Origin of the sequence: Paenibacillus sp. 2TAF8, assembly GCF_052114825.1 — a bacterium.
In the GTDB taxonomy this organism is placed as follows: domain Bacteria; phylum Bacillota; class Bacilli; order Paenibacillales; family Paenibacillaceae; genus Paenibacillus.
On sequence record NZ_JBFRFN010000002.1, the window covers coordinates 746,240 to 763,573 of the forward strand.

Annotated in this window: 19 protein-coding genes; 3 read left to right on the top strand and 16 right to left on the bottom strand. The window is 44.5% G+C overall.

The window, feature by feature from the left end; all coding sequences use genetic code 11:
- Positions 1-8: 8 nt before the first annotated feature.
- From AB4Z30_RS05260 to AB4Z30_RS05335, 16 genes are all read right to left on the bottom strand, one after another.
- A complete protein-coding gene (locus AB4Z30_RS05260) occupies positions 9-644 on the bottom strand; it encodes a hypothetical protein (RefSeq protein ID WP_441923947.1) in 636 nt (211 codons plus the stop codon).
- A gap of 27 nt (positions 645-671) precedes the next feature.
- Entirely contained in the window at positions 672-1,154 is a 483-nt protein-coding gene (locus tag AB4Z30_RS05265) for a GNAT family N-acetyltransferase (protein WP_441923949.1), read from the bottom strand.
- Positions 1,151-1,741, bottom strand: a complete 591-nt coding sequence (locus AB4Z30_RS05270) for a GNAT family N-acetyltransferase (RefSeq protein WP_441923951.1) — start codon at positions 1,739-1,741, stop codon at positions 1,151-1,153. The genes AB4Z30_RS05265 and AB4Z30_RS05270 overlap by 4 nt, the downstream gene beginning before the upstream one ends.
- Before the next feature lie 41 nt (positions 1,742-1,782).
- A complete protein-coding gene (locus AB4Z30_RS05275; RefSeq protein ID WP_441923953.1) occupies positions 1,783-2,250 on the bottom strand; it encodes a GNAT family N-acetyltransferase in 468 nt (155 codons plus the stop codon).
- A 43-nt stretch (positions 2,251-2,293) separates the two neighbouring features.
- Positions 2,294-2,788 carry a shikimate kinase gene (locus AB4Z30_RS05280; protein ID WP_441923955.1) on the bottom strand — a complete coding sequence of 165 codons (495 nt, stop codon included), beginning with the start codon at positions 2,786-2,788 and terminating at the stop codon, positions 2,294-2,296.
- A 6-nt stretch (positions 2,789-2,794) separates the two neighbouring features.
- Positions 2,795-3,286 carry a GNAT family N-acetyltransferase gene (locus AB4Z30_RS05285; RefSeq protein ID WP_441923957.1) on the bottom strand — a complete coding sequence of 164 codons (492 nt, stop codon included), beginning with the start codon at positions 3,284-3,286 and terminating at the stop codon, positions 2,795-2,797.
- A 28-nt stretch (positions 3,287-3,314) separates the two neighbouring features.
- Entirely contained in the window at positions 3,315-3,671 is a 357-nt protein-coding gene (locus AB4Z30_RS05290; protein ID WP_441923959.1) for an NIPSNAP family protein, read from the bottom strand.
- Positions 3,672-3,688: 17 nt separating this feature from the next.
- Positions 3,689-4,672, bottom strand: a complete 984-nt coding sequence (locus AB4Z30_RS05295; protein WP_441923961.1) for a phosphotransferase enzyme family protein — start codon at positions 4,670-4,672, stop codon at positions 3,689-3,691.
- A gap of 49 nt (positions 4,673-4,721) precedes the next feature.
- Positions 4,722-5,600 carry a class I SAM-dependent methyltransferase gene (locus AB4Z30_RS05300; protein WP_441923963.1) on the bottom strand — a complete coding sequence of 293 codons (879 nt, stop codon included), beginning with the start codon at positions 5,598-5,600 and terminating at the stop codon, positions 4,722-4,724.
- A 149-nt stretch (positions 5,601-5,749) separates the two neighbouring features.
- Entirely contained in the window at positions 5,750-6,217 is a 468-nt protein-coding gene (locus tag AB4Z30_RS05305; protein WP_441923965.1) for a DUF2691 family protein, read from the bottom strand.
- 192 nt (positions 6,218-6,409) lie between these two features.
- Positions 6,410-6,628 (bottom strand): hypothetical protein, encoded by a 219-nt coding sequence (locus AB4Z30_RS05310; RefSeq protein WP_441923967.1) that lies wholly within the window; start codon positions 6,626-6,628, stop codon positions 6,410-6,412.
- A gap of 97 nt (positions 6,629-6,725) precedes the next feature.
- Complete coding sequence (locus AB4Z30_RS05315; protein WP_441923969.1) at positions 6,726-7,775, bottom strand: ABC transporter substrate-binding protein; 1,050 nt, start codon at positions 7,773-7,775, stop codon at positions 6,726-6,728.
- A gap of 121 nt (positions 7,776-7,896) precedes the next feature.
- Entirely contained in the window at positions 7,897-8,871 is a 975-nt protein-coding gene (yjfF, locus tag AB4Z30_RS05320; protein ID WP_441923971.1) for a galactofuranose ABC transporter, permease protein YjfF, read from the bottom strand.
- A complete protein-coding gene (locus tag AB4Z30_RS05325; protein WP_441923973.1) occupies positions 8,861-9,904 on the bottom strand; it encodes an ABC transporter permease in 1,044 nt (347 codons plus the stop codon). The genes yjfF and AB4Z30_RS05325 overlap by 11 nt, the downstream gene beginning before the upstream one ends.
- Positions 9,905-9,908: 4 nt before the next feature.
- Positions 9,909-11,441: a sugar ABC transporter ATP-binding protein gene (locus tag AB4Z30_RS05330; RefSeq protein WP_441923975.1), complete on the bottom strand. Its 1,533-nt coding sequence runs from the start codon at positions 11,439-11,441 to the stop codon at positions 9,909-9,911.
- A 135-nt stretch (positions 11,442-11,576) separates the two neighbouring features.
- A complete protein-coding gene (locus AB4Z30_RS05335) occupies positions 11,577-12,599 on the bottom strand; it encodes a substrate-binding domain-containing protein (protein ID WP_441924231.1) in 1,023 nt (340 codons plus the stop codon).
- A 249-nt stretch (positions 12,600-12,848) separates the two neighbouring features.
- Between AB4Z30_RS05335 and AB4Z30_RS05340 the strand changes: the two genes are divergently transcribed.
- The 3 genes from AB4Z30_RS05340 to AB4Z30_RS05350 are packed head-to-tail and all read left to right on the top strand — an operon-like array spanning position 12,849 to position 17,261.
- Positions 12,849-14,660 carry a cache domain-containing sensor histidine kinase gene (locus tag AB4Z30_RS05340; protein WP_441923977.1) on the top strand — a complete coding sequence of 604 codons (1,812 nt, stop codon included), beginning with the start codon at positions 12,849-12,851 and terminating at the stop codon, positions 14,658-14,660.
- A complete protein-coding gene (locus AB4Z30_RS05345; RefSeq protein ID WP_441923979.1) occupies positions 14,657-16,255 on the top strand; it encodes a response regulator in 1,599 nt (532 codons plus the stop codon). Before AB4Z30_RS05340 ends, AB4Z30_RS05345 begins: the two co-directional genes overlap by 4 nt.
- Positions 16,248-17,261, top strand: coding sequence for a sugar ABC transporter substrate-binding protein (locus AB4Z30_RS05350; RefSeq protein ID WP_441923981.1), 1,014 nt, complete (start codon positions 16,248-16,250; stop codon positions 17,259-17,261). Before AB4Z30_RS05345 ends, AB4Z30_RS05350 begins: the two co-directional genes overlap by 8 nt.
- Positions 17,262-17,334 lie beyond the last annotated feature (73 nt).

Genomic DNA, 17,334 nt, shown 5'->3' on the forward strand with positions numbered 1-17,334 from the left:
GTCCTCCTTTACTTTAACGGATAAATCCAATGAACAGCCTCTTTCTGTAACTCATCCTGAAATATGTAATTGTGATCCGCACCGACAATGCAGAGAATTCTTTTACCTGCGTGATCCTTCATCGCATTTTTCGCTCGCTGTATCATAATTTGGTTACGAACCTGCCAGCGCATACTTTCCGACTTGGGGCTGACCTTACTTAACCATTCATATTTCATTCTAGTAACTTGATCGAATTCAATCGAATTAAACGGAATGTTTCCATACGAGCTAGTTTCCATTTGCTTTATGAACCAGGCCTCATCCTGCTGCTCTAGTTTTTTACGTTCTTCAGCTCCATACTCGATAAATGGATCAAAGTCATGCCACACATCGAGTTCAAACCAATCAATGGGAACAAAAGTCATGCGATGCTCTTCGCACAATGGAAAGATCAGTTCCCAATATTCACTTGCTGGTTCTCCCCAGTATCCCTTGTCCTGTGGATCATTTATATACTTCTGCCAGCTCAGCGGATGTACCTCACCACAAATCACATCTGGTTTGAATTCGTTAATGATCCGCTCGTATAGAGACAGCGAACAGTTGTAACGCTCCCTAAGTTCTGCATTGTGAATGGTTCCTAACAAACCAACCGTAGTCATTCATTAATCTCCTACCTTTCTCTATAATCAGAGCTCCAAAACGGTAATATACTCATCATGGCAGATCTCACCGTTATCACGGAAACCAAAGCTTTCATACATCCTTTTAGCATGTACATTTTCTACACTATACGATATCCAACAATATTGAGCAGGGCCTGCAGGACAGGTCCGAATCCAATCTAAAATCTTTTCCATCGCTTGGCGCCCGTATCCCCGATTCTGGAATTGCTCGTCAATCATCAGCCTCAGGATACAGTAACTGCCTTCTGCGATGGATGGCAGGTCGTACCCTGTAATTCCATAGGTGATCATTACAAAACCAACCGGCTTGTCATCTGCGTAGATTGCAAAAGGAAAGGGATGACCTCCGTTCTGGGAAAGTACATAACAGGAAGCCACGCTCGACAGGTTGGAGGCAACGAACCGACGCTGTCCCTCCGCTACCTCCAGATTAAATACGGCACGCCGATTGTCGAGTGTAATGTTTTGCAATGTAATGTTACTCATATTTCCCCCCCCTTATTTGTATCTCGATTAGCGAGATACTCATCCTTTGTTAATCCGAACATAATAAAATCCATATGTTTCCCATGAATATAAACAACTTGACGACGAATCCCTTCTTGCACACACCCTAGTTTCTGCATCATTCTAGCCGAGCCTTCGTTACCTTCCAGCACATAATCGTTGAACTTGTGGAGTCTGCGCTCCAAAAAAGCATAACCAAGCAAAATATTCATCGCGCTTGTACCATATCCCTGGCCACGATAAGGTTGATCGATGACAATACCTATACTGAACGTTCCGTTTCGCTCATCAATGCTGTTCAGATTAATTCCACCGATGTTATGCCCCTCAAGATTTTCAATAGTAAACATGATACGACCATTGGTTGAAGAGAATGCTACATTTTGTTCTATAAATCGTTTAGCTCCAGCGATCGTCGGTGGAAGTTCAACAGCACATTCAAGCAAAATGCGCGCAGGAGAGTCAAAACCTTCTGTGTAACAGTTCTCCCAGTCCTCTTCTACAAAGGCTCTCAGCCTCACCTTGTCATCTTGCCAGTAATACTGGCTGTAATCGATTGTTCTCATAAGAATACCTCCCTTTAAACGATGTATGTTGACTTGGTGATTCATCTTACTTTCAATCTGTAAATAACCTCATCATCAGAATTGGTCAGATTCTCGCTTACAAATGACATGCTTGTATATAAGTGCTGGGCAATATGGTTGTCTCGTTCAACGGTCAGAGAAATGATGTGACATAACGCATGTTTATCGGCAATAAAATCTATGATGGCACTTAAAGCTCGTTTTCCCATACCTTGCCCTTGAAACGCCTTATCGATCTGAAAGCCGCCAATCCAGTAATTATCTGTACTTTCAGGCGTATAACTTATATAAAAGAATCCAATGATTTTGCCTTCGATTTGCAAAACGTAAGGATCAAATGCTTCATCCCATGGTTTAATATAGGCATAAGCAAGTCCTTCCGTAACACTTGGAACCAGATGTTTTTGGTTTTCATGTAGCGAAATTTCTAGAGCCTGTTCCCAATTTTCTCGTGTAACGGGATGAATCTGAATGATGTGTGTTCTCATGTGATCTCCTTATTCAACATTTAAAACATTTTGTTGCAAGTTTCTAAGTAGAATTGATCTTTTCTACAGCCTGCTTCTCATTCGTAATGACAACTACATCCTTGCCATGTTTACTCGTCATCTCTATGACATCCTGAACGTCATATTGATGGTTCCATTCCACCATCATCTTGCACAAATTGCTAAAAGACTGTTTGTAATTCCACTCTTGCAACCCTGTTCGAGACAGCAGAAACCTTTTAATAATCCGATAATCTCGAACCAATACATGGGGATGCAACACAAAAATCAAATCTGCTTCGAGAATAGATGGAAAAGTCCATGGATTCAGCTGTGCGCCTTCAATAATCCAGGCATCCGAACTAACAATAGCTTGTAGAGAACTGTCCCTGACCTCTTCAGGATATCTCCTATTTTCTGCGCTTCGATCCCAAATAAGATTATCCATTTCATAGAAGGCAATGTTATATTTTCGAGACAGTTCTCTAGCTAAAGTCGATTTACCGCTTCCGCAAGCGCCAATAATGCGAATTTTCAAAACCCACTACACCTCGATTGAAAATACGGCAACTTGTTTCCCTATGATATCGACATCCTTCTCATGGGTCATGCCATTCTTTTCCGCGACTCGAATCGAGCCTACGTTTCCGTGTTGGATCAAGGAAATCAAACGTTTCTCCCCTTGTTGCAAACCGTGCTCCTTCCAGGCTTTAGCTTGCTCATACCCGTAGCCTTGTCTCCAATAGGGCTCTCGCACCCAATAACCGACTTCCAGCTCATCGGTGCCATCAATCACTTGCGGTATCAATCCAGACGTTCCAACAAGCTGCTTATCTTCTTTGTTAAAGGCAAGCAAAAGTCCTTTACCTGCCTTGTTCCATTGAATAAATTTATCTAGTGTCTGCATCGTTTCTTCTTTCGTCCATGGATTTCCGTGGCGAATATATTTCATCACGTTTGGTTCACTTGTCATCGTATATAAATGTTCGAAATCATTTTTAGTGTATTCACGAAATATAAGCCTCTCAGTCTCCATACTGTACACCACTCCTCAGTTTAACATCTCAATGTAAAATAGTCCGATCCCTCTCCACAGTGGAGGTGAAAAACTGCTGCTGTATCTCCCTCCTAAAAACTTCGGCGTAGCGATGTCTTCCCAGTTGATCATAACGCTCCTGTACTCGTCGTACATGTTCTTGATCGGCTTTTATCCTGCGCTCAATCTCTTCATACTGCTCCATCGTATCGTATTCCCACATCGCAAAGATCTCACTGGTCTCTTCATCCAGTTGTGTGTGCCATCGGCCGATCAATCGTGCTCCGTATTTCAGTTGTGCAGGCAGCAAGATATCATTGAACAATGCATTAAATTCATCTACAAAAGAAGAAGCAATAATATACGTTTTTCTGCGATAAATCATGGACATAGCCTCCGGCTCTATAATTTAAAGCGGCAACCTTCAAACGGAAGATCATTTTGGATCAGATCAACAGCTGCTGAGATAGCGTTTTTTTGATGATCAGACAAGCTACCTTCATCCCCATTCCAATCCTTTAACCACCAGAAGAATGAACTTATATTTCGGTATTCCATGAATAAAGGAATCCGAGCTATCCATTCCTGACTTATTGGGTATTGTTGCACATAACCTTCCAGAAAAGCGGTCAGAAACGTCTTCGCGAACTCATCCTTCGTTCCCCACTTCGGATCATGTGACCCCCACCACACCGCATGTGTAGCCGCGATCCCAATATCCAGAGCATACCAGCCGCGTAACGCATCATCAAAGTCAAAAACGTTAAGCTCGCCCTGATCAATCAAAAAGTTGTAAGGATGGAAGTCATTATGAATTAGGCCATAAATGTCGTCCTTTTTGGGCAAATTCATCAATTGCTGCTCCAATGCGCGAAGCTTCCCTAACAACAAGGCATAGTCACCTGTATGGAGATGTGGATTTTCCAGTTCCAGGGGAGTCCAGTCGGCTCTAATGAACTTCGGATCTTCTGGTTGATAGCTCTGTGTTAGATGGTGTAAACTGCCCATGACGCTTCCCCATCGAGTAAATAAATCCGTATCCCATACACTCCAGTCATAATCAAAAAAATATCCAGTTGCTCCTTCAAATACCGCGGCAACATAACATTTATCCTGATCACGGCACACAGCAGTCAAATTGCCTTCTACCGTAAGAATGGGTAGTGATGCTCGAACCCCCTTGGACACCAGATAGCGAACCCAGTGGACTTCTGCCTGAATAGATGTTTCATATGCTGCCGGTTTCTCCGATAACCGTAAAAAATATGTTCTATCTTGCTGGTTGTATTTGTAAACCACATTCGTAGATTGACTTACCAAAACCAGTGACTCAGGAACGATCCCAAAGGATTGAGAAGCCTGTAAAAGTATTGCTGTAGACACCATCTTATTTCCGCTTCCTTTCCTAGCCATAAAGCCATAAGTAAATTAGAATTCATCGCACTACAATTCCACTAGTAATTTTCATATTCGGAGCATACGTCATATACTTGTGTTCATTGAATTCCCTGGCGAATCTCTCCTCTGCCTCATATTGATTGATGGCTTCCTCGGAAGTTAATCCTCGTCCAATGAGGTGGGCAATGACTTCTTCTCGGTTACCCGGGACGGCCCCTAGCCCTTCTTCTTTTAACGCGTYATACAACGTATGTTTATCCGCTTCATCCATCTGTTGATCTACAAAGTTCACCCGATCGCTTACTCGGCATTCCACGCCTCTAACGCCAAGCTGACTGAGCAGTGTCGGAATCTTCATTCCTATATTTCCATCTTTTCCACTCTCTCTAGCAGCCTGCTCATACAACTTCTGAAGTACGCCAAGCTTCATAATGCTGGAATGCTCAGTACCATCCAATGCATAACTCGCCATGTTTGCAATCCAGTGTGGCTCGAAACAAATAATCCTGCCTCCGGCCACCACACTGCCGATCATCTTTTCCAATATCACCCTTGGTTCTGACATATGTAATAAAAATGCATGACTTATCGCAATGTCGTAGCCTTGCTCAACCTGCACTGTTTCAATATTACCCTCTATGAAGTCGGCTTGATAAGACGTATGTGAAAAGAGTTCTTTGGCGTGTTTGATCAGTTCCGATCCTTGATCTACACCCGTGTACCTTGAACCAGCCGGCAAGAGCGGCAGCAACTTTAACCCCATGTAACCAAAACCACATCCATAATCTATCATATGTACGGCTTGTTCAATCTTCCATACGCGTTGAACCAGGAATTCGAGATAATCATCGTTATAGTAGAGCGAGCGTGTATTTCTCAGATAATCTATTTGGCTATCCCAATAATATACGGCCAATAGATATGCCTCCTCTATGTAAGCGCATTCACATATTTAAAAGACTTCTTCAAACTTCATTTACAATTCAGCATATTCCATTCTACTCCTAAAATATGTCATAGTCTATCTAAATTCAGGTTAATCTGATCCCTAACTTCCAGAATTCCTCACCAAACAGATAGCCTATCTCTTACGTCATTATCATCCGTAATATAATCCAGCGCTTCGTATTCCAGTCTCTTAATGTGCTTGTGCATTTCTTCCCGTTTCTTAGCATCTTTAATGTATAACGCAACGTAACAACTATCTATGACAAGCAGTGCGAGCTGGCACGCACTCTCCGCATAGTCATCATATGTCTCTATATCTATGATTGCAGTCCCTGTCGGATAAGCTTTCAAATTGGCAAAGATCAGATAATACTGGTTATCCTCAATAATCTTCTGCAGCTCTTCTCCCGCCATGCCCATAACCCGGTCTGGAAAAAGACTTTCCCCCAAGCTATCCTTATCCACTAAATAAGACTCTTCCCCTCCAACAAACCAGTCATAATCCGCGATCTTAATCGGTTTCAGGATTTCTCCCAGAAATCTACCATATTCATTTGGAATTTGAAATTGTATGCCTCTTTTCATATTACACCTCGTCGTTTTACCCTTTCACTTTCTCCATAATAATATCAATCACTTCATCCGTCTCCATATGATCCGTGGGAATACGGGTATCAAATACATCTGCTTTGAACGCTTCCACACACTTCGGTGCTTGTTGATACTGCCATCCGCCGAATTCATCTCCACGTTTAGCAAGACGTCCATATATAGTCCCTAAATCAGCTCCTTCGCCGTCAACACTTTCCAGAGTTCGATATCCTGAAAATCATCCGTTCGCTCCTGCTCTTCTCGATGTTCCTCGGGAAGTAGCCTACGCAACATATAACCTATTTCTTCGGGATCAAAGATCATGCTATTTTCAATTTTTGGCTGTAACGCCTTCGCTGCTGAGGTCTTACCAGAACCAAATGCGCCATTAATCATAATGATCATAGAATCACTCCTTCACATGGAATCATATCGGATAAACACTATAAATCATATTCTATAAGAAAGCAAAATCCCGTCGGAGTTGTCCAACAGGATTATGCTAGAACTTTCGATTAACCATCTCACGCTTTGCACTTTCTTGTGTAAAAATATCCTCTCGGGGCACCATACGTTTGGGCAGAGTGCGTCCTGCCATAATCTCTTTGGTCGCCTGCATGAGCTGAGGACCGAGTAACGGGTTACATTCCACCACTGCGTTAATCTGCCCGTCCGCCAAAATTTTCAGGGCCTTCCGTGAGCCGTCTACGGACACAATGATAATGTCCTCTCCAGGTTTCAACCCGGCTTCCTGAATCGCCTGAATGGCACCAAAAGCCATTTCATCATTATGAGCGAAAAGAACCTGTGGCTGCTCCGCTTTCGGAACCTGAAGAAAACGGCTCATGACCTGCCTGCCTTTGTCCTCTGTAAAATCAGCAGGAGCACTTTGGGAGAACATAATATGGTCCTGATCACCCAAGATACTTCTAAACCCTTCACCCCGCTGGATCGAAGGCGTTGATCCACTCGTGCCTTGCAGTTCCGCAATTCGAATCGTTCCTGGCACATTCCGCAGCCGATCCTGAATGTATTTTCCCGCTTTCACACCCTCTTCATAGAAGTCCGAGCCAATCGTTGTTACAAATAGAGAGGTATCCTGTGCGTCTACAGAACGGTCAACGATAATCACGGGAATCCCTGCTTGTTTCACCTCTTGAAGAATGTCATCCCAGCCGGATTCCACGACGGGCGCAATAGCGATTACATCTACCTTTTGTCTGATAAACGAACGAACAGCCTCAAATTGTTTCGCCTGAGACTGCTCTGCATTTTTCAGAATAAGTGTAATTCCCGATTCCTTGGCCGCATCCTGTATAGAAGTTGAATTAGCGATCCGCCAGGCACTCTCGGTGCCCAATTGGGAGAAACCCAATATAATGGGTTCTCTCGAAGGAGTGTTATATTCCGGTGATTGCATCCATTCCTCTAATGAGGGCAGGGATTCGATATTCGATGGAACAGGAGGGGGCTTAGACTCGGACTCAGCCGTGGTGCAGCCAGCAAGGCACAACAGAAGCAGCATACCCAACCAGCTCAGAACTTTTTTCATCAGATCTTTCCCCCTCCCTTAACATCATTTAGCGTAGCCAACTTCTCTATACAACCTGACTTTACGTCCTTATCACACATCATTGATGCCAAGAGATTCAAACGGTTCATGTTGAAGCAGGCTACTGCAAAGTTTTGGCAGATACTCGTCGTTCGCTCAGAAGACGCTGGAACAAAATAAAGACAAACAGCATCAAACCGATAACAATCTTCGTCCACCATGAGCTGAGTGTGCCTTCGAAACTAATTATAGTTTGGATAATTCCCTGGATCAATACACCAAGGAACGTGCCTGCCACGTAACCCACACCGCCGGTCAGCAACGTTCCGCCAATGACAACCGCCGCAATCGTATCCAGCTCTAGCCCCATTGCGTGTAATCCGTAACCGGATAACATGTAGAAGGTAAAAACAACACCCGCCAGTGCCGAACAAAACCCACTTAAGGTATAGACCAAAATTTTCGTACGCGCAACAGGTAGTCCCATCAGCATGGCAGATTGCTCACTTCCACCAATCGCATACACATTGCGCCCGAAACGAGTGTAATGCGCAAGAAAGATAGCAAGTRGCAAAACGACCAGGGCAATGATTACATTGATGGAAACGAAGCTGCCACCCGGAAGCGGAATTTTGGCTTGTGCTACATCGGTATAAAACGAGTTCGTAATCGTAATGGTGTCTGTACTGATGACATAACACAGCCCTCTTGCCAGAAACATACCTGCTAATGTGACGATAAAAGGCTGGATTTTAAAATAATAAATAATGGCTCCCATCACAGTGCCAAACACCGCGCCCATAACCAGCACCATGGGAATAACGACGGTAGGCGGCCAGCCTTGTTTTTCAACCAAGCTCGCACTAATAATTGTTGTCAGAGCGATGACTGAACCTACAGAAAGATCGATCCCCCCGGACACAATGACAAAGGTCATGCCAATTGCCGTAATAATCAGAAAGGCATTATCAATCAGCAGATTAAACAGGACTTGGGTAGAAAAGAAACCTGTATAACGGAACGAGCCAATGGCAATCATTACGGCAAGCAAGCCAAAGGTGACCAGGACCGGGAGCAGCTTTCGATTAAGATACATGGCGATTCACCCCTTGTTCAGCTGGAAACTTCCGCTTTTTCAGACGGACTGCCATGGACTTGCGGAAGGATTCGGATTGGATTAAACATACAGCGAGCACTACAAATGCTTTGACAACCAGCGTAACCTCTGGAGGCACACCGATCATATAGATCGTTGTTGTTAAGGTTTGAATGATCAGTGCTCCAATCACCGTACCCATCAAATAGAACCTGCCGCCATTGAGTGAGGTCCCGCCGATCACGACAGCCAGAATGGCGTCCAATTCATACCAGAGCCCTGCATTATTCCCGTCCGCACTGGACACATTGGAACTAAGAATCAGTCCTGCAATCCCAGCACAGAGACCGCAGAACACATACACGGCGAGAATGACGGTTTTGGAGCGAATCCCCGCCAGCTGGCTGGCACGAGCATTATTCCCAACCGATTCAATGAACAGCCCAAGGGCTGTTTTTCTGGTGAGCAGAACAGCAATAAGCAGCACGGTCAGTACGATAAAAATCGAAAACGGTAAAGCCGCAAGTGAACCTGCACCAATATACTGATACTGCGCGTTGGACACCGTAATAATCTGTCCATCGGTAATCAACTGTGCAATACCACGTCCAGCGACCATCAGAATCAACGTTGCGATAATAGGCTGAATCCGCGCAACCGATACCAGTGCTCCGTTCCACACGCCCAAGACCAGAGCAAGACCGATGGATAATGCAAGTGCACTCAGAACAAGCCAGAACGAGCTTTGATCTGTCCCTTTGCTGATCGTCATACATGCCATCGCTCCCGATATCGCAACAATGGAACCTACCGACAGATCAATGCCGCCGGTAGCAATCACCAGGGTCATACCGATGGATACCAGGATCAACGGTGCTCCAAAATTCAGAATATCGATTAAACTTCCATATAGATTGCCTTCACGCATCACAAGCGAGAAAAAATCAGGCGAATAGAGCAAGTTAAATAACAAAAGTAAACCGAGCATACATAGCGGCCAAAACAAATGATGTTTTCGCATCCTGCTAATCATTACGTCAACCTCCTGCCATGGCTTTCATGATTTGCTGCTGATTGATCTGATCCCCAGTAAGTTCTTTGACTTTCTTCCGGTCACGCAGCACAGCCACTCGATCGCTGACCCGAATCACTTCTTCCAGCTCTGAGGAAATGAACAGAACACCCATACCTTGCTTCGACAGCGATAGCACGAGTTTCTGTATTTCCGCCTTTGCCCCAATATCAATGCCGCGTGTAGGCTCATCAAGAATCAGCAGATCCGGATTCATTAATAACCAGCGAGCAAGCAATACCTTTTGCTGGTTGCCACCACTCAGGTTTTTGATCAGCTGCTCCGGATTTTTAGGATGAATCTGCAGTAAATTAATATATTTTTCAGCGAGCTCATCCTGCTTTTTACGAGAAATCGGTTTAGACCATCCCCGTGTCGCCTGATAGGCAAGAATAATGTTCTCTCTGATCGTCAGATCATCGATGATCCCTTCGGTTTTGCGATTCTCTGAGCAAAAGGCAATATGTTGGTCAATCGCATGCCGCGGTGACTTTACCGAGTTTCCTGTATCTGTAACCGTCAGCTTGCCTTCGTCCGCACGATCTGCGCCAAAAATCAGACGAGCGATCTCGGTACGGCCCGATCCGAGCAAGCCAGCAAGACCAACGACCTCTCCCTTACGAATGGTCAAGTCAAAAGGATCAATGGCTCCTTTTCGTCCCAGCCCAGTCGCTGTAATCATGACCTCCCCTGCATCTGGGCCTACTTCCGTCTCTGCCATTCCTTCGCCCGTTTGCTTCGGAAGTTCTTCCAGCATTTCAAGCTCTTTACCAATCATCTTAAGTACGAGTTCCATACGGGGAAGTGTTGCTGCAATGTACTCCCCTTCCAGTTCACCATTCCGGAGTACGGTCAGACGATCTGACATTTCATACACTTGGTCGAGAAAATGCGTCACGAACAGAATCGCCAGCCCTTCACTCTTCAGCTTGCGCATAATCTGAAATAGCTGCTGCACTTCATTTTTATCCAGGCTGGATGTTGGTTCATCGAGAATAAGTACTTTGGCGGAAATACTAAGTGCTCTGGCAATCGCGATGAGCTGCTGTACCGCTACTGAATACGACTGCAAAGGTGCTTTCACGTCAATTACCAGATTCAATCGTTCACGCAAAAGCTTCTCCGCATCCCGATTCATTTGTTTCCAGTGAATACGTCCAAACTTCATCGGCTCGCGACCGATATAAATGTTCTCTGCCACAGTTAGATTTGGGCAAAGATTCACTTCCTGGTATACCGTGCTTATCCCCGCTCTTTGTGCTTCAAGTGGTCCAGATATAGCAAGCGTCCGATTGTCCATCGTCACGGTGCCTTCGTCAATCGAGTAAACACCCGTCAAGACTTTAATTAACGTGGACTTTCCTGCCCCATTTTCACCCATCAATGCATGAATTTCGCCCGGAAACAGACGAAAGCTGACGTTAGAGAGTGCTTTAACGCCCGGAAAACGCTTGGTGATGCCCGTCATTTGCAGGATGGGTACGTGATTATCATCCATATCAAATCTCTCCCACTATAAATTAATAAAAGCCCCTTATATTGTAGAAGCCGTTACCCACAATCGCAGATAGAAAAAAGTCATTTAGCGACAACCAGGTCGAAAATGACTTTTCGGTGTTAACCGCATCTGTTTTTAGTATTCGCGTGTAGGCAGTGCTTCTTTGGCTTGCTCCGATGTAAAGGTTGTTTCATCCGTAACAATACGGGCTTCAATCTCTTTGCCATCTACCACAGCCTGAACTGCCTCCATCAACTGAGGTCCGAGCAACGGGTTACATTCCACGATAAAATTGATTTTTCCATCGGCAGCTGCCTGCATACCATCTTTCACGGCATCAACCGAGATAATGGTGATGTCTACGCCTGGTTTCAAACCCGCAGCTTCAATGGCTTGAATTGCGCCAAGTGCCATATCGTCATTATGCGCATAGAGAACATCGATCTTTTTGTGAGCTTTGAGGAAAGCCTGCATAACCTCTTTCCCTTTGGCACGAGTAAAGTCGCCGGTTTGTGATGCAATGACTTTCAGTTTAGCGTTGGATCCAATGACTTCCATAAAACCTGCTTTGCGATCATTCGCTGGTGCAGACCCCGTTGTTCCCTGCAATTCAACGATATTGATCTCTTCTTGGGTATCTTTGTATTTATCGTTCAGCCATTGACCTGCTTTGCGTCCTTCTTCTACAAAGTCAGAGCCGATAAACGTCTTATACAAGGATTTATCCGCTGAATCTACGGCGCGGTCAGTCAGAATGACAGGGATGCCCGCATCTTTCGCTTCTTTCAAAACCGTATCCCAACCGGACTCTACCACTGGGGAAAAGGCAATTACCGTTACCTTCTGTTGAATAAAGGAGCGTAACGCTTTAATCTGATTCTCCTGTTTCTGCTGTGCATCGGAGAATTTCAGATCATACCCTGCTTCTTTCGCTGAATCCTGAATCGATTTGGTGTTCGCTGAGCGCCAGCCGCTCTCCGCACCCACTTGGGAGAAACCAAGTGTTATCGTCTTGGAAGTGGCAGGTGTACTGCCGCTATCCCCTCCAGAACTCGCTTGATTTGTACCGGATGCCCCATTACCGCTGTTACAAGCTGTGCTGACAAGCATAACCATCGCGAGTGTGATGGCGAGTCCCCACTTTTTTTTGCTTCGCATCATGTGATCCTCCCTTTTTCAGTTCACCTTGTGTGGTGTGATCACATTATAAAACGCTTACAACACTAACTGACATGGAATGTGATACGAATTTTATGTAATAATTTAGTAATTGTAGAGACATGTGATGAAAACGTGTAATTTTTTTAGTGAATGGTGTACTATTTTGCGATACGCTTTCATTGTCTAAATTCATGATATAATAATGCTAACTTTTGATCCTGATCCCTTCAGATGGAGTGAAATACGTTGAAACTTGTTAGGTGGATAACTTCGAGCCTCAGGCTTAAATTACTCAGCATGTTCATCATCCTCAGTTCTGTACCACTGATCATCGTTGGATTGATTTCTTACCACAAGTCATACACGGTTGTATCAAATCATAATAAAGCCTCCACACAACTGGCTGCAGACCAGCTTGCCAGAAACATCGACATCATGTTTGAAGATACAGAACAACTGCTGGAACTGGGCAAAAACCCGCAAGTTCTACAGTATTTGTATGCTCAATCCGAGTCATATGCTGAAGCCAAAGCCATTTTGCAGACGTACAATCTCTACCGGGAAACCTACAAATACGATAAGGTGCTCAATATCTCGTTTGTTAACTTCTATGGCAAAGGCATAAGTGAACGTAAAGGGGTATTCAAGCTGGATCGTAACCCGCTCCGCAATCCCTATTTTCAGTATCTTGTTCAGTACCCTAACGCTATTCTACGAATTCCTCATGCCGCACCTTATGCTGAATATAACCGTTTGGATGGATTCGCATATCCAAAACAGAATGCGCTTTCAATTATGACAACCGTCAAAGAACGGATTACACATGAAGTTATCGGCTTTATTGTGATTGATATGAATGATTCGTTCATTGATGATTTTTTGACAACAACAAAAATTAAAGATTCCGGCTTCTTTTATATTAATGATCAATATGGGAAAACACTTTTCAAACCGCCTGCGGGCGAGGCATCTCTCTCCATCATCAACCAGATTAACTCGGTTCCTCTCCATGCACAGCAAGATAGCTTTAACCTATCCGCAGGCTCCAAACCACAGTTTGTTGTGTATAGCACGTCCAAGCAAACCGGGTGGAAAATCATCGGAGCAGCGCCTTTTCAAGAAATTATTGCTGAGGCCAACAGCATTCGCCAGTTAATCATTATCAGCGTTTCGTTAAGCGCATTCTTTGCGATTTCTTTATATTTTTTCCTGAATAACAGACTCATTCATCCCATACAAATTCTCATGAACAAGATGCGTAAAGCGGCCAGCGGATATCTGGAGGTCAAAGTCACCCCTACCGGTTCGGACGAAATCGCGGATTTAGGGCAAAGCTTCAACATCATGCTGGAGCAAATTAAAACGCTGATTGACCAAAGCATCAAAGAAAATGAACAAGTCAAAATAGCCGAATTGCGAACGTTGCAAGCGCAGATTAATCCGCATTTCCTATACAACACGCTGGAATCCATCATCTGGATGGCCGAAGCCGAAAAAAAAGAAAGTGTGATTAAGCTGGTTCAAGCCCTTTCCAAGTTCTTTCGTTTGAGTCTGAATAAAGGATTTGACTGGGTCACGATCCAAACGGAGCTTGACCATGCCCGCAATTATCTGGTGATTCAGCAGATGAGATATCACGATATTTTGACATATGAAATCAAAGTAGATCACGAGTTGCAACAATATCCAATTCTGAAAATGACGCTGCAGCCCCTGATTGAAAACGCCATCTACCATGGCATTAAAAACAAACGTGGTCAGGGGCTCGTCTCGATTCAAGGTTACGCGGAAGATACAAGCATCGTGCTTACCGTGCAAGACAATGGCATTGGCATGACACCTGAACGATTGACACAGTTGAGAGAAGAACTGGAACAACCGGCAGGCTCACGTTCCCTTCAAGAAGATGAACAAGATGGCGGGTTTGGCCTGCTGAATGTGCATGATCGAATACGGCTCTACTTTGGTCCTTCCTATGGAGTTGAGATGGAAAGCACCTATATGGAAGGCAGTACATTTAAGATTCGCATTCCAAAAAGCAAGGAGGTTCAGCAGTGAAAAAAGTGATGATTGTTGATGACGAGATCGCTATTCGTGAAAATATACGGAGTAGCGTAGATTGGGAAAAGGAAGGTTTCCACTACTGCGGAGATGCACCAGATGGAGAGCTGGCGTTACCTTTAATTGAAGAATGGGCGCCTGATATTCTCATTACTGACATTAAAATGCCGTTTATGAACGGGTTAGAGCTGGCCTCCATCGTTCGTACACAAAAGCCAGAGATCAAGATCATTATCATGAGCGGTCATGATGAGTTCAGTTATGCTCAGGAGGCAATACGACTTGGCGTTACCGAGTACTGCCTTAAACCCGTCAGCGCGACCGAACTTCTTCAGACTTTGCATCAGGTCAGTCAGAAAATCGATGAAGAAGAACAGCGAGTGACCAGCCGTGCAATGACCAAAGAAAAACTGCTTGCCGATCTATGCGGAGGTCTCATTGGCACAACCGATGCGATCGATTCAGCCAAAAAGCTTTCGCTGCCTCTTTCAGCCAAATTTTACACTATCGCCATTATTGATATCCGGTCGCCAGATGACACTCAACACTCGGAAGAGTTATTCCATAAAATGTTTGGTTTTCTGGAGAAAGCCTGTGGCGGGCAAGTTGAACTTCTCCCCTACGTTCGAAGCCGAACCGAGCTGGTGCTGTTGCTGAAATCCGGTTCCGAAGACAGGATCACATCGTATCTTGAACAACTTCGAGGATCGATACGCCTTGAACTGGAGCAACAGTTCAACTGCTGTGTCATTCTTGGCATTGGTAGCAATCAGACACGCCTTCAAGGTATTCATGTTTCCTATCTGGAGGCAGATGAGGACAAATATATTACTCGTTTGACCCAACAAAACAAAGCTTCGCTTCGTGATACTCCTCTGAATGATAAAATGAATATTTTGCTGGATCGTAGCCGCTTTCTTGAATTTCTCAAGATTGGCGGGCCGCATCTACGTGACAGCTTTGTACAGGAATTCGCTGCTCCTTTACAGTCGGTTGATTGGAATTCATCATCATATGGCTTGTATTTGTTAAACGACCTTACGCTTGAATCTTTTCGACTGGCCAATCAACTCTTCCGCATGGGGGCCGACCCGGATGAGGATATTCCAAGCCTGCAGCAGATGATCCAGGAAATAACAAGCTGGGAAGGCTGTATTCAATATCTGTGTACTCTGTTGAATCAATTATGGCAGCGAAGAGCAGCATCTTCTGGCAAATACAGTGATGTCATTGATCAGGTTAAAGCGTATGTGTCACAACATTATAATAACGAGCAAGTTTCATTGAAGACGATCTCTGCCCATGTGCGCATCAGCCCTAGTCATCTCAGCAAAATTTTCAGCCAGGAAACCGGTCAGACAATAACGGAGTACTTAACCCAGGTCAGAATTGGCAAAGCCAAGGAGCTGCTGAAAACAACGAACAACAAGACCTTTGAGATTGCGTTCAAGGTTGGGTATAACGATCCGCATTATTTTTCAAACATTTTCAAAAAAACAACAGGCATCACACCCAAAGAATATCGTACACATGGATCTGTATCATTCGAGACACCACGATTAGATATGAAAGCAGAGCCAATATATGAATAAGCTGAAATCTGCTGGCTGGTTCATAATTATGATGGTGTTCGTTTTATTGGTGACTTCGTGTTCATCAGTCACTTCTAGTGGTTCAATGATAACGTCAAGTTCAAGCGATCTATCGCCTGAACTTCAGGAAGCTAGCACATATGTCGCCACAACTGTTGAACCGTCTGAGTCAAAGAACAAAACATTCGGAATCATCTACCCGATGACCTATCCGACATATGAAATGATTACAACGGATGCCGCGCAGGCTGCTGGAAAACATAATGTCACCTTGGCCGTCAATGCACCGGATGAGGCCAATACCGAACAGCAAATTCGCATTGTGGAGAACATGATTAAACAGCACGTTGACGGTATTGCCATTTCTCCTGTGGATTCTACCGCACTAACACCTGTGATTAATAAAGCAGTCGCGGCAGGTATTCCCGTGGTTACGTTTGAATCCGATGCCCCCTCCAGTGATCGAACTGCTTATGTCGGAGCGGATAATTACCGCACAGGCCGACAGTTTGCCATAACCACAGCAAAGCTGCTACATCATGAAGGCATGATATTAGTCGAAAGTGGTCTGGAGGAGATGCATGGTTTACAACAAAGATTGAACGGTTTTGTTGATTATATTCGTAGTGACACAGACATCGAAATTTTGGAAGTGAATTATAATCAGGGCAATGAAAATCAGGCGGTATCGGATATCGAATCCATGATAAAAGCCCATCCCCATTTTAATGCGGTGGTTGGGCTGGATTTTGTTTCTGTCTCTGCCTCTGCCCTTGTTTGGAAAGCAAAAGGATTGAACCGTCACCTCATTGCTTTTGGTGACAGTTCGATCAGTGAAAAAGGGCTGCTGAATGGTCAACTATCCGCCGCAATTTCGCAAAATGAGCGCGTGTGGGGAACGAAAATTGTTGAAACACTGCTCCGTGCAAGTGACAGGCTCCCTGTTGAAGATTTTAGAGATACGGGGATTACTGAAATAAACCAAGATATGGTTGCTCATGAATAGTTTTATCGTTAACAAAGCAATAACACTAGCCCTGTCTTGAAACCTACTGAAGTGCATCGTTTTCAGACACCCC